Source organism: Staphylococcus kloosii (assembly GCF_032139365.1).
GTDB lineage: Bacteria > Bacillota > Bacilli > Staphylococcales > Staphylococcaceae > Staphylococcus > Staphylococcus kloosii_A.
Genome location: NZ_JAVTDB010000044.1, coordinates 67056 through 87203 on the forward strand (window position 1 = coordinate 67056; position 20148 = coordinate 87203).

A 20148-nucleotide genomic window follows, 5' to 3' on the forward strand; every position below is an offset into this window, starting at 1 on the left:
GGAGGAAATTTATCATGCCTAAAATGAAAACACACCGTGGAGCAGCTAAACGTGTTAAAAGAACTGGTTCAGGACAATTAAAACGTTCAAGAGCTTTCACATCTCACTTATTTGCAAACAAAAACACTAAACAAAAACGTCAATTACGTAAAGCTAAGTTAGTTCATAAATCTGACTTAAAACGCGTAAAACAATTATTAGCTTACAAAAAATAATTAGACAACGTTTGCTTATCATTAACATTATAAAGAATTAACATATTTTGAGGAGGAATTTATTATGCCACGAGTAAAAGGTGGAACAGTAACAAGAGCTCGTCGTAAAAAGACGATCAAATTAGCAAAAGGTTACTTCGGTGCGAAACGTACTTTATATAAAGTAGCAAAACAACAAGTTATGAAATCAGGTCAATATGCTTTCCGTGACCGTCGTCAAAGAAAACGTGATTTCCGTAAATTATGGATTACACGTATTAATGCAGCTGCACGTCAACATGACATCAGCTACTCAAGATTAATGAACGGCTTGAAAAAAGCTGAAATTGACATTAACCGTAAAATGTTATCTGAAATTGCTATTTCAGACGACAAAGCTTTCGGTGAATTAGTAACTAAAGCAAAAGATGCTTTAAAATAATAAATAACAAGAGATGTGGCATTTGCTACATCTCTTTTTTATTTTGAGAAATAAATTAGATTTGATAAAATAACTACGAAGTCAAACATGAAGGAGATACATATGTCAAAATTCGATGAACGCATTATAGTAGTGCCTCGTCATATATTATTTGATGAAGAAAATAATCAATTTAATGGGTTTTTAGCTAACGATAGTACAAAAGGGCAAGAAATATTTGATACGCTTAGCCAATACGAGGTTAAACGTAGAGGGGATATGGAAGAAGACCCTGACTATAAGCAATTAATTTCATATTGTTTGTTAGAAAATGAAAATGATCAACTTTTAGTATATGAAAGACTATCTGGTGGTGGTGAAGACCGTTTGCATGGTCAATCATCTATCGGCGTAGGTGGCCATATGAACGATATTGTGGGTGCAGATACAATTAATGAAGTATTAAGAACTAATGCACAACGTGAATTAGAAGAAGAAGTTGGACTAGCATCAGAGAAATCACAAAACTTACAATACATAGGTTTTATTAATGATGACATGAATGAAGTGGGCGAAGTACATCTAGGTGTCGTATTTAAAATCAAAGTGAATTCAAATGATGTAGAGGTACAAGAGACGGACACTTTAAAAATTAAATGGGTTGAACAAGGAAGTATCGACAATTACGATGACTTTGAAACATGGAGTTCTTTAATTTTAGAAGCTTTACAATAGAGGTGAAATAGCCATGTCAGACATCATTCCTTTTCCGCGTTCGAGAGAAAAGCTAATAAGAGATATTAAAGTTGAATTTAACAACAACCATTTAGAAAAGGTTTATGAACTGTTCGAAGAATTTGAACAACATTTTGAGTTAGATGAAACTTTATCGTTGTTAAAATGCGCAACATTACATGAATTAGGTTATTATTTAGAACTTAGAGAAGAAACTATCATTTTATTAAAGCAAGGCTTTAATAATTATGATGAGCTTGTATTGTATTATGTTAAAAGCTTAAACAACTTAAAGCAATATATTGAAGTTGTTGAAGTCATTAATCAAATTATAGATGAAGTTCAAAATCATCAAACGAGAATGGAGCTTTTTCCTATAAAGGAATTTGCACTTAGTCAACTAGAACAATATAACAAAATGGCCGGCGAACAATTGCAGCAATTTGATGCTTTATCTTTAAGAGAACAAATCAATACTATTTTAACTTTAATTGATAATAACCAATACAATTATAAAGAATCGGTGGCACAGCTAATTAATTCTCTATCTTTGCAGCCTAATGTCATAAGCATTATGTTAGAATACTTAAGGTTTGCACAATATGAAACGAGTATTCAATTATCAAAATTTGGTTATAATCTTGATGTAGTTCCGAGTGCCTTAGAAGGTTTAGAACATACTGAACTTAAACAGTATATTATTCCAAACGTAATTCAATTAATGGAAAAAGACGCAACACAATTAATTAATGAGGCAGCACACGTTATGAATAATCATGCCATTTTATTATATCCGCTTGATATAAATCGCATAGCATCTTCAGAACAATGGATTGAGACATATGAAAATTATTTTAAGTCGATGTTAGGCATCGATAAGGGTGAAGCACATAGTGAAATTAAAAACTTAATTTTAAAACTAGATAGTTTAACATAATTAATACATTACATTGTGGGTATACAAACAACATAGTATTAATTCTTAGCAAATTATTTGAACTGTAAAACATCTAGGTTTGTATACCCACTTGTCGTATGGTATACTAGTGAAGTTGAAAAAATAAAATAGGATAATCATGGAGGTTTTTATACATGACAGCAACTTGGGAAAAAAAGGAAGGTAACGAAGGTGTATTATCAGTTACAGTTCCAGCAGAAAAATTAGACAAAGCATTAGATCAAGCTTTCAAAAAAGTAGTAAAACAAATTAATGTACCTGGTTTCCGTAAAGGTAAAGTTCCACGTCAAATCTTTGAACAACGTTTTGGTGTAGAAGCACTTTATCAAGATGCGGCTGATATTTTATTACCAGAAGCATATGGTGAAGCTATCGATGAAACTGGTATCAAACCAGTTGATCAACCTGAAATCGACGTACAACAAATCGAAAAAGGTCAAGACTTCAAATTTGATGCTACAGTTGTAGTTGAACCAGAAGTTCAATTAGGAGACTATAAAGGTCTTGAAATTGAAAAACAAAATGCTGAATTAACTGATGAAGAAGTTCAAGAATCAATTGATCATCAATTAGGCCATTTAGCTGAAATGGTTGTTAAAGAAGACGGTGCCATTGAAGATGGTGACACAGTTAATATCGACTTCGATGGTTATGTAGATGGAGAACAATTCGAAGGTGGTCAAGCTGAAGGTTATGACTTAGAAATTGGTTCAGGTATGTTTATCCCTGGATTTGAAGAACAATTAATTGGTGCTAAAACTGGAGAAGAAAAAGACGTAACAGTTACTTTCCCAGAAGAGTATCATGCAGAAGAATTAGCTGGAAAAGAAGCTACATTCAAAACTAAAGTAAACGAAGTTAAAGCTAAAGAAGTTCCTGAATTAACTGATGAAATTGCTAACGAATTAGATTCAGAGGCAAATTCAGTTGATGAATTTAAAGAAAATACGCGTAAACGTTTAGCTGAACAAAAAGAAACTGATGCAGAAAATGCACAAAAAGAAGAAGCAATTAATAAAGCTGCTAACAATGCGACTATCGATATTCCAGAAGCAATGGTTAACACTGAATTAGACCGTATGGTTCAAGAATTTGGGCAACGTATGCAACAACAAGGTTTAAATTTAGAAACTTACTTCCAAATTTCAGGTCAAGACGAGTCTCAATTAAGAGAACAAATGAAAGACGACGCACAAGAACGCGTTAAAACAAACTTAACATTAACTGCAATCGCTGACGCTGAAAATGTTGAAGTATCTGATGAAGATATCGATAAAGAATTAGAAAAAATGAGTGGTCAATTTAATATCTCAGTTGAAGATATTAAACAAACATTAGGTAATACTGACATCGTTAAAAATGACGTGCGTATCCAAAAAGTTATTGATTTACTTGTTGACGAAGCAAAATTAGTAGAACCTGCTAAAGAAGACGAAGAAGCATAAGGTTAATATATTGAGCAAATTATTTTTTGCTTAAAATGTAAAGCTGTATAATGTAAAAATAGTGAGTGGCAGATGCATTAATTATTGATGTATCTGCTTCACTATTTTTATGCAAATATCTTGTAAATTTAACTGTTTGCATATTAAAATGCTATCTAGTATAGTCTTTAGGGAATAGGGGTGTAAATAGAATGTTCAAGTTCAATGAAGATGAAGAAAATTTAAAATGTTCTTTCTGTGGTAAAGATCAAGATCAAGTAAAAAAATTAGTCGCAGGTAGTGGCGTATATATATGTAATGAGTGTATTGAGTTATGTTCAGAAATCGTAGAAGAAGAATTAGCTCAAGCAGAACCGGAAGGCTTAACTGAATTACCTACACCAAAAGAAATTATGGATCAATTGAATGATTATGTAATTGGACAAGAAAAAGCTAAAAAATCTTTAGCAGTAGCAGTTTACAATCATTATAAACGTATTCAACAGTTGGGACCAAATGAAGATGATGTTGAATTACAAAAAAGTAATATTGCTTTAATAGGGCCAACTGGTAGTGGTAAAACACTTTTAGCTCAAACTTTAGCAAAAACGTTAAACGTACCATTTGCAATTGCAGATGCTACTAGTTTAACTGAAGCTGGTTACGTAGGTGACGATGTAGAGAATATCTTATTACGTTTAATACAAGCTGCTGATTTTGATATTGATAAAGCTGAAAAAGGTATTATTTATGTCGATGAAATCGATAAAATTGCACGTAAATCAGAAAATACTTCTATTACAAGAGATGTTTCTGGTGAAGGTGTACAACAAGCATTACTTAAAATATTAGAAGGTACTACTGCAAGCGTTCCTCCACAAGGTGGACGTAAACATCCAAACCAAGAGTTAATTCAAATTGATACAACTAATATCTTATTCGTTTTAGGTGGTGCCTTCGACGGTATTGATGAAGTTATCAAGAGAAGACTTGGCGAAAAAGTAATTGGATTCTCTAGTAGTGAAGCTTCTAAATATGATGAAGATGCTATTTTAGAACAAATTAGACCAGAAGATTTACAATCTTACGGTTTAATTCCAGAATTTATTGGTCGTGTACCAATCGTAGCTAACCTAGAAACATTAGACGTAGAAGCATTGAAAAATATTTTAACACAACCTAAAAATGCGTTGGTTAAGCAATATGTTAAAATGCTAGAACTAGATGATGTTGAGCTAGAATTTACTGACGGCGCATTAGCTGCAATCAGTAATAAAGCAATTGAAAGAAAAACTGGTGCACGTGGTTTACGTTCAATTATTGAAGAAGCATTAATTGATATCATGTATGACGTTCCATCTTCTGACGGTGTCGTTAAAGTAGTTATTACTGAAGACACTATCAATGAAGAAAAGAACCCTGAATTATACGATAAAGACGGTAATTTAGTAAATAATGAACAAACTTCTGCCTAACTAATTAAATATATTATTAAAGACCGGGACAAAATTGTGTCTCGGTCTTTTTACATAATTGGTTAAATTTTGTTAAACACATCGCAAAATAAGCAATTCTATACTATAATGAATGAGTTAAACAAGTAGAAAGTGGGTCAATAATGAATATTAATCCTAATGAAATTGAAATATTAATAAGTGCAGTAAATCCATCACAATATCCTGAGACAGGCTTAAGTGAAGTTGCATTAAGTGGTCGTTCTAATGTAGGTAAATCTTCTTTTATTAACAGTATGATAGGTAGAAAGAATATGGCGCGTACTTCGCAACAGCCAGGAAAAACGCAAACATTAAATTTTTATAATATCGATAATCAACTCGTATTTGTAGATGTGCCGGGTTATGGTTATGCGAAGGTGAGTAAAAAGCAACGTGCTGCATTTGGTAAAATGATTGAACAGTATATAACGCAGCGCAAGTCATTAAAACTTGTAATTCAACTTGTCGATTTAAGACATAATCCTACTGAAGATGATATATTAATGTATGACTTTTTAAAGTATTATGAACTACCAACACTTGTTGTTGCGACTAAAGAAGACAAAATTGCAAAAGGTAAAGTCCAAAAACATCTTGACAATATTCAACAAAAGCTACAAATGGAACCTTCAGACAGTATTATAAGTTATTCATCAGTTAAAAATAATAAGCAAAAATTAATTTGGCAAGCTATCGAAAGTTATTTATAATTATTATTAACTGACACTTATTATTATTAACACTACGTACATGAGTGCAAATTTGACAAATATTTGAATTTAATAATAATTCTTCTAATTTACGTGGGCAACTTGCTTAACTCATGTCATAGTTATGTTATAATTTACTTATTGTAATATGTATGGAGGGCGTTATAAATGCATTTTATTGCGATTAGTATAAACCATCGCACAGCAGATGTAGCATTAAGAGAAAAAGTTGCTTTCAAAGACAATGCCATACACGTAGCTAATGTTGACTTATTTGAAACAAAATCTATTTTAGAAAATGTAATAGTTTCCACATGCAATCGGACAGAAGTGTACGCTATTGTTGATCAAATTCACACAGGTCGCTATTATATGCAAAGATTTTTAGCGCGTTCATTCGGTTTTGATGTCGAAGAAATCAAAGATATGACTGAAGTACACATAGGAGATGATGCAGTAAATCATTTAATGCGTGTAGCATCAGGATTAGATTCTATCGTTTTAGGGGAAACTCAAATTCTTGGTCAAGTTAGAGACGCGTTCTTTATTGCCCAACAGGAAGCAACTACGGGGACTATTTTCAATCATTTATTTAAACAGGCAATTACTTTTGCAAAAAAATCACACAATGAAACTGATATAGCAGATAATGCAGTAAGCGTATCATACGCTGCAGTTGAATTAGCTAAAAAGGTATTTGGTAAATTAGCAAATAAAAAAGCTGTAGTCGTAGGCGCTGGGGAAATGAGCGAATTGTCATTATTAAATTTATTAGGATCCAATGTTAAAGATATAACAGTAGTTAATAGAACGGTTGAAAATGCCGAAACACTTGCAAGTAAGCATGCTGTTAACTATGCCAACATTGAACAATTACCTAACTTATTAACACAAGCTGACATTGTAATCAGTTCTACTAGCTCTGAAGCTTATATGATTACTAACGAAATGATGTCAGAAATTGATAATCATAGAAAACTAGATTCATTAGTGATGATTGATATCGCAGTACCTAGAGATATTGATCCAGCTGTAAGTCAATTATCTGACGTATTTAGTTATGATGTAGATGATTTAAAAGGCTTAGTCGACGCAAACTTAAAAGAAAGACAGTTGGCTGCTGATTCAATTGCGCAAAATATTCCACGTGAAATAGCCAATCACAATGAATGGGTGAATATGCTTGGCGTGGTGCCAGTTATTAGAGCTTTAAGAGAAAAAGCAATGACAATACAATCTGATACGATGGACAGTATTGATAGAAAACTGCCAAACCTATCTGAACACGAGCGCAAAATCGTCTCTAAACATACAAAAAGTATTATTAATCAAATGTTAAAAGACCCTATAAAACAAGCCAAAGAGTTAAGTAATGATAAGAAAAGTAATGAAAAATTAGAGCTATTTCAAAATATATTTGATATTGAGGCTGAAAATCCATATCTGGAAAAAGGTAAAAATACCAAATATGAGGATAAATTAAGTCGTATTCTAAGTTTTGAATAAGCCAATTAAATGGTGATGCTATGCAAGATAGTTTATTTATAAGATTTCATGAAATTATTTTATTTATTTATTTTGTCAGTATTTCTTGTTATTTTTATGATTTTTTTAGAAAAAATTTTAAGATAAGACGTTTAGGGTTTATTACTTTAGGGATTGTTTGGGTATTACAAACAATCTCTTTGTCTTTATTTATCAATCAAACGAGGTCAGTACCATTAAGTAATATTTTTGATATTTTATTTATTATTACATGGTTGATTATTTCGATTTCAATCGTAATTAATGTCATTAGACCAATTGATTTTTCTATATTTTTATTTAATTTGGTTGGTTTTATATTAATTGCAATTAATACTTTCCAACCTATGAATTATTTGGAAAAAGGCGAAAAAATAACTGTAATTAATGAACTATTGATAGTGCATATTAGTTTTGCAACGGTCAGTTATGCACTTTTCACTTTAGCTTTTGTAAATTGTATTTTATATTTAATTCAGTATAATAATTTGAAACAAAAACGATTTACGCAAAAGTATTTCCGATTAGGTAGCGTGGCTACATTAGAGCAAATTGTATTTTACAGCTCATTGGTAGGCTTTATATTATTAATTTTAAGCCTAATATTGGGTGCTCAATGGGGGATAAATACTATTGGATTCACTACCTTAATTGATAAAAAAGTGATTTTCTCGTTTATCATTGCTATTTTATATGCGCTATATATTTTGTTTAGAGTAAAACAATTACAATCAAAACATAAATTAATATATTTGAATATTGTATTATTTTGTTTATGCATAATTAATCTATTATTCGGTCCAATTATTTCAAGTTTTCACTAATAAATTCATTGGAAATACATGTTGATATAGAAAAGGTGGAACAAATAAAATGCGAAAATTAGTCGTCGGTTCACGAAGAAGTAAATTAGCTTTAACACAAAGTCAACAATTTATAGATAAACTTAAAGCAATTAAACCTGATTTAGAAATAGAAATTAAAGAAATTGTCACTAAAGGTGATAAAATTGTGGATAGACAATTATCTAAAGTTGGCGGTAAAGGATTATTTGTTAAAGAAATTCAGCAAGCACTATTTGACAATGAAATTGATATGGCGATACATTCGTTAAAAGATGTTCCTAGCGTTATTCCGGACGGTTTAACGTTAGGTTGTATTCCTGATAGAGAAATTCCTTTTGACGCTTATATTGCAAAAAACCATGTAGCATTAGAAGATTTACCAGATGGTAGCATCGTGGGTACGAGTTCTCTGAGACGTGGTGCACAAATTTTAGCAAAGTATCCTAATTTAGAAATAAAATGGATAAGAGGTAATATAGATACGCGTTTAAATAAACTATACAATGAAGATTATGATGCTATTATCTTAGCAGCAGCAGGATTAAAACGTATGGGGTGGTCTGATGATATCGTAACGACTTATTTAGACAAAGATACTCTTGTACCGGCGATAGGACAAGGCGCTTTAGGCATTGAATGTCGTGCTGATGATACAGAATTGTTAGATCTTTTAGCTAAAGTTCACAATCAAGAAGTTGCAAATTGTGTTACAGCAGAACGAACATTTTTAAAAGAAATGAATGGTAGTTGCCAAGTACCAATTGGTGGATACGCAACAATTGAACAAGATGGTACTATTGAATTTACAGGATTAATCATGTCACCAGATGGTACTGAAAGATATGAACATACAGTTCATGGTAAAGACCCTGTTACATTGGGTAAACAAGTAAGTGAAGTATTGAATGAGCAAGGCGCTTACGATATTATTAAAGCATTAAATGAAGAAAACTAACCGTTTGAGGTGGAAAAATGAAACCAGTTATTGTGATGACGCAAACGAGTGAATATACAAATGATAAGGTTGATATTATTCATTTACCGATGATTAAAATTGAACCTTTATCATTTGATTACTCAATTCTTGACTCACATTTTGACTGGCTTATTTTTTCGTCTAAAAATGCAGTTGCGTATTTTTATAAATATTTACAATCACTGCAAGTTGATAACATTGCAGTCATAGGTGAGAAAACTAAGGCGTATTGTCAGCAATTTGGGATTCAAGTAGACTATTGTCCTGATGATTATTCGCAAGAAGGATTATTACGTCATTTTCAAAACATTAATGACTTAAATATTATTATCCCTTCAAGTGCGCAAGCTCGACCTCATTTACATGCTGTATTAAGTGAACGAGGCGCGCATGTTATCAAGATAGATTTATATCAACCTGTACCATTTACAGAGAATATTAATAAATTGCAACAATTAATAAATAACGAACAATTAGATGCTGTAACGTTTGCGAGTTCTTCTGCAATAAGGTATTTTTTTAGTAAAGCAAGAATTAATCATTCAAAAATTAATTATTTTGTTATAGGGCAACAAACGTTCAAGACGATTGAACAATTTGGAATCAATGCGCCCATTGCGGACATTCAAACGTTGGACGCATTAGTAGATAAAGTATTAGAAAGTAGGGAGTAAAATGGAATTTGATAGACATAGAAGATTACGCTCATCAAAAACGATGAGAAATTTAGTCAGTGAAACACATGTAAGAAAAGATGATTTAATATATCCAATCTTTGTTGTAGAACGTGATGACGTTAAGGAAGAAATACCTTCAATGCCAGGTGTTTATCAATTAAGTTTAAATTTAGTTAGCGAAGAAATAAAAGCAGCATATGACTTAGGTGTCAGAGCGATTATGTTTTTCGGTGTACCTAATGAAAAAGATGCAGAAGGCACAGGCGCTTATGATCATAATGGCATTGTGCAAGAAGCGACGAGAAAAGCTAAGTCTATGTACAGTGATTTACTAATCGTTGCCGATACTTGTTTATGTGAATATACAGATCATGGTCATTGTGGTGTGATTAATGAACACACACATGATGTAGATAATGATGAATCACTTCCTCTATTAGTTAAAACTGCTATTTCTCAAGTCGAAGCAGGTGCTGATATTATTGCGCCAAGTAATATGATGGATGGTTTTGTTACGGCCATTAGAAAAGGCCTTGACGCTGCCGGTTATGAAAATGTACCTATCATGAGTTACGGTATCAAATATGCGTCTAGTTTCTTCGGTCCATTCCGAGATGCTGCAGAATCTACGCCTCAATTTGGTGATCGTAAAACATATCAAATGGACCCTGCTAATAGACGTGAAGCTTTAAGAGAATTAGATAGCGACCTAGCTGAAGGTGCAGATATGATGATAGTCAAACCATCATTAAGCTTTTTAGATATTATTCGTGATGTACGAAACACAACGAACGTACCAGTCGTTGCATATAATGTAAGTGGTGAATATAGCATGACAAAAGCAGCCGCCTTAAATGGCTGGATAGATGAAAAAGCAGTAGTGATGGAACAAATGATTTCAATGAAGCGTGCAGGTGCTGATTTAATTATTACTTACTTTGCAAAAGATATTTGTCGCTATTTAGACGAACAATAAGGAGGAATTTTAATGCGTTATGAACAATCCGAACAAGCTATGGAAGTTGCGAAAGATTTAATGCCTGGTGGCGTTAACAGCCCCGTTAGAGCATTTAAATCTGTTGATACACCTGCTATATTTATGGATCATGGTGAAGGTTCAAAAATATATGATATAGACGGTAATGAGTATATTGATTATGTGTTAAGTTGGGGACCTTTAATTTTAGGCCATAAAAATAAGCAAGTCATCGAAAAGTTACACGCTGCAGTGGATAATGGTACAAGTTTTGGTGCTTCGACTATAAAGGAAAATGACTTAGCACAACTTGTTATTGATAGAGTTCCTTCTATTGAAAAAGTAAGAATGGTGTCTTCAGGAACTGAAGCGACGCTTGATACTTTAAGATTAGCTCGTGGATATACTGGTCGTAATAAAATAGTTAAATTTGAAGGTTGTTACCATGGACACAGTGATTCTTTATTAATCAAAGCTGGCTCTGGTGTAGCTACTTTAGGTCTACCTGATTCTCCTGGCGTGCCAGAAGGAACAGCTAAGAATACGATTACAGTGCCTTATAATGATTTAGATGCAATCCGCACTGCTTTCGAACAATTTGGTGATGATATCGCAGGCGTTATTGTAGAACCTGTTGCAGGTAATATGGGCGTGGTGCCTCCACAAGAAGGCTTTTTACAAGGCTTAAGAGACATTACGACAGAATATGGTTCATTATTAATTTTCGATGAAGTGATGACGGGTTTCAGAGTAGGTTATAATTGTGCGCAAGGCTACTTTAATGTGACGCCTGATTTAACTTGTTTAGGTAAAGTTATTGGAGGCGGTTTACCAGTAGGTGCTTTTGGTGGTAAAAAAGAAATTATGGATCAAATCGCGCCTGCAGGTGATATTTATCAAGCTGGTACATTATCTGGTAATCCATTGGCAATGACAAGTGGTTATGAAACATTAAGTCAACTAACACCAGAATCTTATAAATACTTTAATCATTTAGGCGATATATTAGAAAACGGTCTAAAAGAAGTTTTTGCTAAACATAATGTTCCAATCACAGTAAACCGTGCGGGATCAATGATTGGTTACTTCTTAAACGAAGGACCTGTTACTAATTTTGATGAAGCAAATGCAAGTGACTTAGAGTTATTTGGTCAAATGTATAGAGAAATGGCTAAAGAGGGCGTATTCTTACCACCTTCACAATTTGAGGGTACATTTTTATCTCTTGCACATACTGAAGAAGATATTAATAAAACAATACAAGCATTTGATACTGCACTAAGTAGAATTGTTTAAATATAATTAACTAAGTGAGTCTGAAACATATGATTGTCTTCAGGCTCACTTTTTATAGGGGCAACAGATGACTGAATTGAAAATGCGCTACTTTCAAGCTTCTTTCAACGCTAGTCATCTTTACCAGGATGGGACTACAAAATTTTCTTATAAAAATAATATTTTTCTCTAGTTCTCTATTTTATTATTAAAAATTTAAGCTATTTCATGAATTTCATAATATGATACAATCAATTTAAATCGATTGAATAATTACGGTATTACAATGAAAGTTGAGAAGAGATATGACTAAGTATTTTCGTAATAATATCATAGTTTTAGCTTTAGCTATTTTAATTAGTTTGTTGTTGCATGTAGCACATGTGTTATTACCTTTTATGTTTGGGCCAATTATCGCAACGATTATTGCTATTAAAATATTACATTTAGAAATAAAATGGCCTTTTTGGCTCAGTGAACTTGGTTTAATTTTATTAGGGGTTCAAATAGGTTCTACTTTTACTGAAAATGTTATTTATGACATTAAAGATGATTGGTTTACGATAATTTTAGTAACAATATTATTATTACTACTTTCATTATTAATTGCCTTATTGTTTAAAAAAATAGCACAAGTTAATACAGAAACTGCTGTATTAAGCGTCATTCCAGGTGCTTTAAGTCAAATGTTAGTCATGGCTGAAGAAGATAAAAAAGCTAATATCATGGTTGTAAGTCTAACTCAGACCTCTCGAATTATATTTGTTGTTGTATTAGTCCCATTTATTTCTTATTTCTTTAAATCACCAGGAGGCAGTCATTCTAACGGGACTGAAGTACATCATAATTTAACACAAGCATTGACCTTACCTAATATGCTTACATTAATTATTTTAATTGCTTTAGTTTATTATGCGATGGGGAAAATCAATTTTCCAACGAAACAAATGTTAGCACCTATTGTCGTTTTAATAGGGTGGAATTTAATATCAGGCGTCACTTTTACGTTAGATAATTACATTATTGCAGGGGCGCAAGTGATCTATATGATAAGAATTGGTAATCAAATAGCTAACTTATTAGATCAAATGAGAGGGCGCATAGCAGTCGCAATAGCGGTACAAAATGTATTATTAATATTGCTAGCGCTTGTTATGGTTTATGTTATTTCATTATTTACTAATAATATGATTAATGATTTATTTTTAGGTGCAGCTCCCGGGGGAATGAATCAAATTGTACTTGTAGCTATTGAAACAGGGGCAGATGTACCGATGATTTCAAGCTACCACATCTTTAGAATATTTTTTATACTTTTTTTAATTGCACCAATATTAAATTATTACTTACGTTATCGTGCTTCAAAAAACCAACAGTAATCGAGCGTCTGATTATTGTTGGTTTTAATTGTATTTATTTTAAGTTTTTCGGATTACTAGGGCAAGATTGTAAATGGGCGTTATACAAACCAGCAGCTTCTAAAAACGAAAATACAGTGACTGGTCCTAAAAACTTAAAGCCATATTGTTTTAGTTTTTGCGATAATTGAGTTGCAGTTTCATCTACAGTGATGCGTTCACTAGGCTCTTTATAATTTAAATCATATGGCTTATGATCTACGTATGACCATAAAAACGTACTGAAACTTCCATAATCTTGTTCAATTTCAAAGAACCCTTTAGCTTGATTCACTATTGCTTCTAACTTTTTTCTGTTATGTACAATGTTAGGAAACGCCATTAATGAATCAATATCCTGCTCTGTCATCTTGGCAATTTTTGTTGGATCAAAATCGTAAAATGCTTGTTCATAAGATGATTTCTTTTTTAATATTGTTAGCCAAGATAGACCGGCATGTTGTGATTCTAATGCCATTAATTTAAACAATTGTAAACTATCATACATTGGTTGGCCCCAAACATAATCATGGTATTCTAAATAAATAGGATCTTTAGTGCCAAACGCACAAGGATTCATAAATTTCACTCCATTTCATTGACTTATTACTGTTTACATTATACTATAATTAAGTAAATTAAATTAGTCTACTGGGAAGAGTAAATGCTAAGGAAATTATAGAGAGTACACGGTTGGTGAGAGTGTATATTTTCTAGTGTTGAAGGTAGCCCACTTTGAACTTTAGCTGAACTCATTAATAATATGACTAGGTTAAGGCGTGCTTGAGCGTTAATCGAGATTAAGTGCAAGAAACGATAAATTTCTTGAATTTAGGTGGTACCACGGAACATCCGTCCTATATTTATAGGGCGGGTGTTTTTATTTTAAGGAGGCAATTATATGGAAATGAAACCTAAATACAATCCGCAAGAAGTAGAAGCGGGTCGTTATGAAGAATGGGTAAAAAATGGATATTTTAAAGCACAAGAAGATGATACAAAAGAAACATATACCATCGTTATTCCACCACCAAATGTAACTGGTAAATTACATTTAGGACATGCTTGGGATACGACGTTACAAGATATATTAACACGTATGAAACGTATGCAAGGCTATGACACTTTGTATTTACCTGGTATGGACCATGCAGGCATTGCAACACAAGCAAAAGTAGATGCTAAATTAAATGAACAAGGCATCTCTAGACATGATTTAGGTCGTGAGAAGTTTTTAGAAAAAGCTTGGGACTGGAAAGAAGAATACGCAACCTTCATTAGACAACAATGGTCTAAATTAGGTTTAGGCTTAGATTATAGCAGAGAGCGTTTTACGTTAGATGATGGTTTAAGCCAAGCCGTAAAAAAAGTTTTTGTTGATATGTACAATAAAGGATTAATCTATCGTGGTGAATACATTATTAATTGGGACCCAGTGGCTAAAACTGCATTATCTGATATCGAAGTTATTCATGAAGATGTACAAGGTAAGTTTTATCATTTCAAATATCCATATGCAGATCAAGATGGTTATATTGAAATAGCTACTACACGTCCAGAAACAATGCTTGGAGATACAGCCATCGTTGTAAATCCTAATGACGAACGTTATAAAGATGTAATTGGCAAAAATGTAACACTGCCCATCGTTGGCAAAACATTACCAATTTTGGCGGATGAGTATGTAGATATGGAATTTGGTAGTGGGGCAATGAAAGTGACGCCTGCACATGACCCTAACGACTTTGAAATAGGTAATAGACATAACTTAGAACGTATTAATGTTATGGATGAAGAAGGTAAAATGAATGACTTAGCTGGTAAATACGCTGGTCTAGATCGCTTTGAATGTCGCGAACAACTCGTCAAAGATTTAACTGAACAAGATTTAGTAATCAAAATTGAAGAACATGAACATTCAGTGGGACACTCTGAACGTTCTGGCGCTGTTGTTGAACCTTATTTATCTACACAATGGTTTGTTAAAATGAAACCACTGGCAGAGCAAGCATTAAACAATCAAGAAACCGATGATCGTATTGAATTTGTACCTTCAAGATTTGAAAATACATTTAATCGCTGGATGGAAGAAATTAGAGATTGGACAATTTCTCGTCAACTATGGTGGGGGCATCAAATACCTGCATATTATCATAAAGAAACAGGTGAACTATTAGTTTCTGAAACACCTCCAACTGATATTGAAAATTGGGAACAAGATGAAGATGTTCTAGACACTTGGTTCTCAAGTGCTTTATGGCCATTTTCAACATTAGGTTGGCCAAATACAGAATCAGTAGACTTCAATCGTTACTTCCCGACAAATGCGTTAGTAACTGGTTATGATATTATTTTCTTCTGGGTTGCTCGAATGATTTTCCAAGGATTAGAATTCACTGGACGTAGACCATTTAACGATGTATTACTGCATGGTCTTGTGCGCGCAGAAGATGGTCGCAAAATGAGTAAATCATTAGGTAATGGTGTTGATCCTATGGATGTTATCGATCAATATGGTGCTGATAGCTTACGTTATTTCCTTGCGACAGGTTCTTCACCAGGTCATGATTTACGTTATTCTACTGAAAAAGTCGAATCAGTTTGGAACTTTATTAATAAAATTTGGAATGCTGCACGTTTCAGCATAATGAATATTGGCGATGAGTTTACTGTTGACCAAGTAGATTTATCTGGTAATTTATCACTTGCAGATAAATGGATATTAACTAGATTAAATGAAACAATCGAAACGGTAACGAATTTAAGTGATAAATATGAATTCGGTGAAGTAGGTAGAGCGCTTTACAACTTTATTTGGGACGATTTCTGTGATTGGTATATCGAAATGAGTAAAATCCCTATGAATGGCGATGATGAAGCTCAAAAACAAACAACACGTTCAGTGTTAACTTATGTCTTAGATAATACAATGAGAATGTTACATCCATTTATGCCATTCGTAACTGAACAAATTTGGCAAAACTTACCACATGTTGGCGACACAATCGTTCACGCTTCATGGCCAACTGTACGTGAAGCATTGTCATTTAGTGAAAGTAAAGAAACGATGGATCAGTTAGTAGAAATTATTAAATCAGTGAGACAATCTCGTCTAGAAGTAGACACACCACTATCTAAAGCTATTCCTATCTTTATTAAAGCTAAAAATAGCCATATTAAATCAACATTAGAAACGAACGCAAATTATATTGATCGTTTCTGTCATCCAAGTGAATTAGTTATTGATACGGATATTACAATTCCTGAAAAAGCGATGACTTCTGTAACATCTGCAGGAGAAGTAGTATTACCGCTTGAAGGTTTAATCGATATGGATAAAGAAATTGCGCGTTTAGAAAAAGAATTAGACAAATGGCAAAAAGAACTAGATAGAGTAAACAACAAATTAGCTAATGACAACTTCGTCAATAAAGCACCTGAAAAAGTTATTAACGAAGAACGTGAGAAAAAACAAACTTATCAAGAGAAGTATGATGGTGTAAAATTAAGAATAAATCAATTGAAAGCATAGGAGCCTTTAACATGAATTACCTAGACAGCTTATATTGGATACATGAGCGTAATAAATTTGGAATCAAACCAGGCGTTAGACGAATGCAATGGATGTTAGCCAAATTAAACAATCCACAATTAAAAATTAATGGCATTCACGTAGGTGGCACAAATGGTAAAGGATCTACAGTTGCATATATTCGCTCGGCTTTAGTAAATAATGACTATCAAGTTGGTACTTTCACTTCTCCATTTATTGAAACGTTTAACGAACGCATTAGTTTAAACGGTCAACCAATTAGTGATGATGAACTTGTGAATTTAGTTGAAATCGTCAAACCAGTAAGTGAAGCTTTAGAAGCGGAAACTGATTTAGGTACTGCTACTGAATTTGAAATTATCACGACAATGATGTTTGTTTATTTTGGAGAATTAAATCCTGTTGATTTTGTAATTGTTGAAGCGGGCTTAGGCGTGAAAAATGATTCAACTAATGTCTTTAACCCTATTCTTACAATATTAACAAGTATTGGTTTAGATCATACTGACATTTTAGGTGATAGTTATGTAGACATTGCTAAAGATAAAGGGGCAATAGTTAAATCAAATACGCCTATAATTTATGCTGTAAAAAATGATGAAGCACTAAAAGTGATTCGTAACAATGCGAAAGTAAATGACGCTAAAGCGATTGAATTAGATAGAGATATTACTGTAGTCTCTGAAGGTGATGAATTTACGTATCGTTACAAAAATTATGAATTAGAAACATTAGTGTTAAATATGTTAGGTGAACATCAAAAAGAAAATGCAGCCTTGGCAATTACTGCCTTACTCGAACTCAATGAAGAAGGTAGTGTCGATTTAGACTTCAATAAAATGATTGATGGCATAGAAAGTGTAAGTTGGAGTGGGCGTATTGAACGTGTAAAAGATCAACCATTAATGATCATTGACGGTGCACATAATAACGAAAGTGTTGAAGCTTTAATAGAGACAATTAAAGATTATTATCATCTTGAACAGGTGGATATTCTATTTTCAGCTGTAAAAGGTAAACCAGTAAACGAAATGTTAGAACAACTAATGCCAATTACTCAACATCTATATATTACTGAATTCGATTTTCCTAGAGCTATGACTAAAGAAGATATTAGCGAGAAAATTGATTTTAGTCAGAAAGAACTTGTTGATGATTATGCGTCGTTCATTGAAAATTATGACGGTCAGGCGTTGATCATAACTGGTAGTTTGTATTTTATAAGCGAAGTAAAAGCAAAAGTGAATTTTTAATAGTACAACCCGTTTAATTAATAATCGTTAATTAAACGGGTTTTTTATATTATTAGAGCAATTAATCCCCGTATTTTAATTAGTGAGAATTATCTTCTTATGTATTTGCCATGGTGCTATAATTTTGAATACTTACTCAACTTGAAATTATATTGGGGTGTAATAAATGTTAATTCAACTTATTTTATGTCCAATTTTATTTAGCTTTTTATATCAAATTACTAATATAAAAGGCCTTGCTTTCAAATATTTATTAACGCGTTCAAAATGCGATTTTTGTCAAAAGCCCATATCTTACTTACAACTAATTCCAATATTTAACTTTATAAGGTCACAAGGCAAATCACTATGTTGTCATCGTCAGCTCAGTAAAAGTTATATTATAGGTGAGTTATTATCTATTGGTTCACTTATTATTTTGAACATTACTACAATACCAGTTAACGGTGCAATGTTATTACTAATATATTTTAGTTTATTAGTTTTAGCACTATATGATATAAAGACATATTCCATTCCTGTACATATTCCTATTGTTGTAATTATAACTTCATTTATTTTAGGGTCTTTTTATTTTCCTCAAGGATTTTTCATAACAATGCTTTTACATCTATTTTATTATTGTTGTAAAAATAGTATCGGTTATGGAGATATCTTAATCTTCGCATTACTATCGTTTATATTACCATTTACTATCTTTTTCTTAATACTATGGTTGACCTTTTTAATAGGTGGTTGCTTTTCGATATTTTATATAGCTTTAAAACGTTCATTGAAATTAAAATTACCACTTGTGCCATTTATCTTTTGTGCATTTAATATGGTTGCGCTTTTCTATCCTTTTTTGAACTTGGGTGGTGGTTGAATTGAATATGAAAGATTTAGCTAATTCTGAAAAACCTAGAGAAAGATTACTAGAACGAGGAGAAAAATATTTATCAAATGCAGAACTTATTGCTATTTTACTGAATACGGGCAGAAAGGGAAGTTCAAGTTTAGATATTGCTAATGAATTATTAAATAAAGTAACTCATTTAAAACATTTACAACAATTGTCTATATATGATTTGAAAGAAATCAAAGGTATCGGATTATATAAAGCGATTGTATTAAAAGCGGCATTTGAACTCGGTATTAGAATGCATTCAGGAAGTATAGAATCACAAGTGAAATTTAAAAAGCCAGCCGATGTAGCAAACTATTTAATGGGGCAAATGCAACATCTATCGCAAGAGCATTTCGTAGCCTTATTTTTAAATTCTAAAAACATTATCATTAAACAAAAAACAATTTTTAAAGGAACTTTAAATTCTTCAATCATCCATCCACGTGAAATATTTTGTGAAGCTATAAAATGGTCAAGTCATGCCATTATAGTTGCGCATAATCATCCATCAGGAGATGTGACACCATCAACAGAAGATATTAAAACAACAGAGCGCTTAATTGAATGTGGTGACATTATAGGGATAGGTTTATTGGACCATATTATTATTGGCCATAATAACTATTTGAGCTTAGTTGAGAGTGGTTATATTGAATAAGGTTACAATCTTTATGATTTACCTCTATGATATTATTAATGTTATAGAGAATTATTCATTAAAGGATGGGTTATATGAGAAGTATAAAAATTAATACTTTAAAAGAGATAAAAAAGAATATTATTATAGTTACGATAATTTCAATTATATTAACAGCATTTATTTTTACTATTATGCACACCTTTAAAAT

General features: G+C 32.3%; 19 protein-coding genes and 1 other annotated feature. Of the genes, 18 read left to right on the forward strand and 1 reads right to left on the reverse strand.

The window, feature by feature from the left end; genetic code table 11:
- Positions 1 to 14 precede the first annotated feature (14 nt).
- The 14 genes from rpmI to RPL90_RS05395 all read left to right on the forward strand — a co-directional run bounded on the left by rpmI (position 15) and on the right by RPL90_RS05395 (position 13590).
- Positions 15 to 215 carry a 50S ribosomal protein L35 gene (gene rpmI, locus RPL90_RS05330; RefSeq protein ID WP_061854471.1) on the forward strand — a complete coding sequence of 67 codons (201 nt, stop codon included), beginning with the start codon at positions 15 to 17 and terminating at the stop codon, positions 213 to 215.
- Between the two features lie 64 nt (positions 216 to 279).
- Positions 280 to 636 (forward strand): 50S ribosomal protein L20, encoded by a 357-nt coding sequence (gene rplT / locus RPL90_RS05335; RefSeq protein WP_048793476.1) that lies wholly within the window; start codon positions 280 to 282, stop codon positions 634 to 636.
- Between the two features lie 102 nt (positions 637 to 738).
- Complete coding sequence (locus RPL90_RS05340; protein ID WP_313546393.1) at positions 739 to 1350, forward strand: NUDIX domain-containing protein; 612 nt, start codon at positions 739 to 741, stop codon at positions 1348 to 1350.
- 13 nt (positions 1351 to 1363) lie between these two features.
- Positions 1364 to 2287, forward strand: a complete 924-nt coding sequence (locus tag RPL90_RS05345) for a hypothetical protein (protein WP_313546396.1) — start codon at positions 1364 to 1366, stop codon at positions 2285 to 2287.
- Positions 2288 to 2442: 155 nt separating this feature from the next.
- Positions 2443 to 3753: a trigger factor gene (gene tig / locus RPL90_RS05350; RefSeq protein ID WP_313546399.1), complete on the forward strand. Its 1311-nt coding sequence runs from the start codon at positions 2443 to 2445 to the stop codon at positions 3751 to 3753.
- A gap of 191 nt (positions 3754 to 3944) precedes the next feature.
- A complete protein-coding gene (clpX, locus tag RPL90_RS05355; protein WP_061854475.1) occupies positions 3945 to 5207 on the forward strand; it encodes an ATP-dependent Clp protease ATP-binding subunit ClpX in 1263 nt (420 codons plus the stop codon).
- A gap of 143 nt (positions 5208 to 5350) precedes the next feature.
- On the forward strand, positions 5351 to 5938 hold the full coding sequence (gene yihA, locus RPL90_RS05360; RefSeq protein WP_313546406.1) for a ribosome biogenesis GTP-binding protein YihA/YsxC: 588 nt from the start codon (positions 5351 to 5353) through the stop codon (positions 5936 to 5938).
- A gap of 168 nt (positions 5939 to 6106) precedes the next feature.
- Positions 6107 to 7444 (forward strand): glutamyl-tRNA reductase, encoded by a 1338-nt coding sequence (gene hemA, locus RPL90_RS05365; protein WP_313546409.1) that lies wholly within the window; start codon positions 6107 to 6109, stop codon positions 7442 to 7444.
- A gap of 20 nt (positions 7445 to 7464) precedes the next feature.
- Complete coding sequence (locus RPL90_RS05370; protein WP_313546412.1) at positions 7465 to 8286, forward strand: cytochrome c biogenesis protein; 822 nt, start codon at positions 7465 to 7467, stop codon at positions 8284 to 8286.
- Positions 8287 to 8335: 49 nt separating this feature from the next.
- Positions 8336 to 9262 carry a hydroxymethylbilane synthase gene (gene hemC / locus RPL90_RS05375; RefSeq protein WP_313546415.1) on the forward strand — a complete coding sequence of 309 codons (927 nt, stop codon included), beginning with the start codon at positions 8336 to 8338 and terminating at the stop codon, positions 9260 to 9262.
- A 17-nt stretch (positions 9263 to 9279) separates the two neighbouring features.
- Complete coding sequence (locus RPL90_RS05380; RefSeq protein WP_313546418.1) at positions 9280 to 9957, forward strand: uroporphyrinogen-III synthase; 678 nt, start codon at positions 9280 to 9282, stop codon at positions 9955 to 9957.
- A gap of 1 nt (position 9958) precedes the next feature.
- Positions 9959 to 10936, forward strand: a complete 978-nt coding sequence (gene hemB / locus RPL90_RS05385; protein WP_313546421.1) for a porphobilinogen synthase — start codon at positions 9959 to 9961, stop codon at positions 10934 to 10936.
- Between the two features lie 12 nt (positions 10937 to 10948).
- Positions 10949 to 12232 (forward strand): glutamate-1-semialdehyde 2,1-aminomutase, encoded by a 1284-nt coding sequence (hemL, locus tag RPL90_RS05390; protein WP_313546424.1) that lies wholly within the window; start codon positions 10949 to 10951, stop codon positions 12230 to 12232.
- A gap of 284 nt (positions 12233 to 12516) precedes the next feature.
- Positions 12517 to 13590 carry an AbrB family transcriptional regulator gene (locus RPL90_RS05395; protein WP_313546427.1) on the forward strand — a complete coding sequence of 358 codons (1074 nt, stop codon included), beginning with the start codon at positions 12517 to 12519 and terminating at the stop codon, positions 13588 to 13590.
- Between the two features lie 34 nt (positions 13591 to 13624).
- Here RPL90_RS05395 and RPL90_RS05400 read toward each other — a convergent pair whose 3' ends face one another.
- Complete coding sequence (locus RPL90_RS05400; RefSeq protein ID WP_313546430.1) at positions 13625 to 14188, reverse strand: DNA-3-methyladenine glycosylase I; 564 nt, start codon at positions 14186 to 14188, stop codon at positions 13625 to 13627.
- Positions 14189 to 14246: 58 nt separating this feature from the next.
- Positions 14247 to 14471, forward strand: a binding site (T-box leader).
- Between the two features lie 38 nt (positions 14472 to 14509).
- Between RPL90_RS05400 and RPL90_RS05405 the strand changes: the two genes are divergently transcribed.
- From RPL90_RS05405 to radC, 4 genes are all read left to right on the forward strand, one after another.
- The gene (locus RPL90_RS05405; protein ID WP_313546433.1) at positions 14510 to 17140 is read left to right on the forward strand and encodes a valine--tRNA ligase; all 2631 of its coding nucleotides are present in this window, start codon (positions 14510 to 14512) and stop codon (positions 17138 to 17140) included.
- Between the two features lie 11 nt (positions 17141 to 17151).
- Positions 17152 to 18414 carry a bifunctional folylpolyglutamate synthase/dihydrofolate synthase gene (locus RPL90_RS05410; RefSeq protein ID WP_313546436.1) on the forward strand — a complete coding sequence of 421 codons (1263 nt, stop codon included), beginning with the start codon at positions 17152 to 17154 and terminating at the stop codon, positions 18412 to 18414.
- 166 nt (positions 18415 to 18580) lie between these two features.
- Positions 18581 to 19279, forward strand: coding sequence for a prepilin peptidase (locus tag RPL90_RS05415; RefSeq protein WP_313546438.1), 699 nt, complete (start codon positions 18581 to 18583; stop codon positions 19277 to 19279).
- Position 19280: 1 nt separating this feature from the next.
- On the forward strand, positions 19281 to 19958 hold the full coding sequence (radC, locus tag RPL90_RS05420) for a RadC family protein (RefSeq protein ID WP_313546440.1): 678 nt from the start codon (positions 19281 to 19283) through the stop codon (positions 19956 to 19958).
- Positions 19959 to 20148 lie beyond the last annotated feature (190 nt).

Coding starts and splice junctions, on each gene's coding strand:
- RPL90_RS05395 (WP_313546427.1), top strand. CDS start 12,517: ATGACTAAGTATTTTCGTAATAATATCATAGTTTTAGCTTTAGCTATT.
- hemA (WP_313546409.1), top strand. CDS start 6,107: ATGCATTTTATTGCGATTAGTATAAACCATCGCACAGCAGATGTAGCA.
- RPL90_RS05410 (WP_313546436.1), top strand. CDS start 17,152: ATGAATTACCTAGACAGCTTATATTGGATACATGAGCGTAATAAATTT.
- RPL90_RS05415 (WP_313546438.1), top strand. CDS start 18,581: ATGTTAATTCAACTTATTTTATGTCCAATTTTATTTAGCTTTTTATAT.
- tig (WP_313546399.1), top strand. CDS start 2,443: ATGACAGCAACTTGGGAAAAAAAGGAAGGTAACGAAGGTGTATTATCA.
- rpmI (WP_061854471.1), top strand. CDS start 15: ATGCCTAAAATGAAAACACACCGTGGAGCAGCTAAACGTGTTAAAAGA.
- RPL90_RS05370 (WP_313546412.1), top strand. CDS start 7,465: ATGCAAGATAGTTTATTTATAAGATTTCATGAAATTATTTTATTTATT.
- RPL90_RS05400 (WP_313546430.1), bottom strand. CDS start 14,188: ATGAATCCTTGTGCGTTTGGCACTAAAGATCCTATTTATTTAGAATAC.
- hemL (WP_313546424.1), top strand. CDS start 10,949: ATGCGTTATGAACAATCCGAACAAGCTATGGAAGTTGCGAAAGATTTA.
- RPL90_RS05405 (WP_313546433.1), top strand. CDS start 14,510: ATGGAAATGAAACCTAAATACAATCCGCAAGAAGTAGAAGCGGGTCGT.
- RPL90_RS05340 (WP_313546393.1), top strand. CDS start 739: ATGTCAAAATTCGATGAACGCATTATAGTAGTGCCTCGTCATATATTA.
- rplT (WP_048793476.1), top strand. CDS start 280: ATGCCACGAGTAAAAGGTGGAACAGTAACAAGAGCTCGTCGTAAAAAG.
- yihA (WP_313546406.1), top strand. CDS start 5,351: ATGAATATTAATCCTAATGAAATTGAAATATTAATAAGTGCAGTAAAT.
- hemC (WP_313546415.1), top strand. CDS start 8,336: ATGCGAAAATTAGTCGTCGGTTCACGAAGAAGTAAATTAGCTTTAACA.
- clpX (WP_061854475.1), top strand. CDS start 3,945: ATGTTCAAGTTCAATGAAGATGAAGAAAATTTAAAATGTTCTTTCTGT.
- RPL90_RS05380 (WP_313546418.1), top strand. CDS start 9,280: ATGAAACCAGTTATTGTGATGACGCAAACGAGTGAATATACAAATGAT.
- hemB (WP_313546421.1), top strand. CDS start 9,959: ATGGAATTTGATAGACATAGAAGATTACGCTCATCAAAAACGATGAGA.
- RPL90_RS05345 (WP_313546396.1), top strand. CDS start 1,364: ATGTCAGACATCATTCCTTTTCCGCGTTCGAGAGAAAAGCTAATAAGA.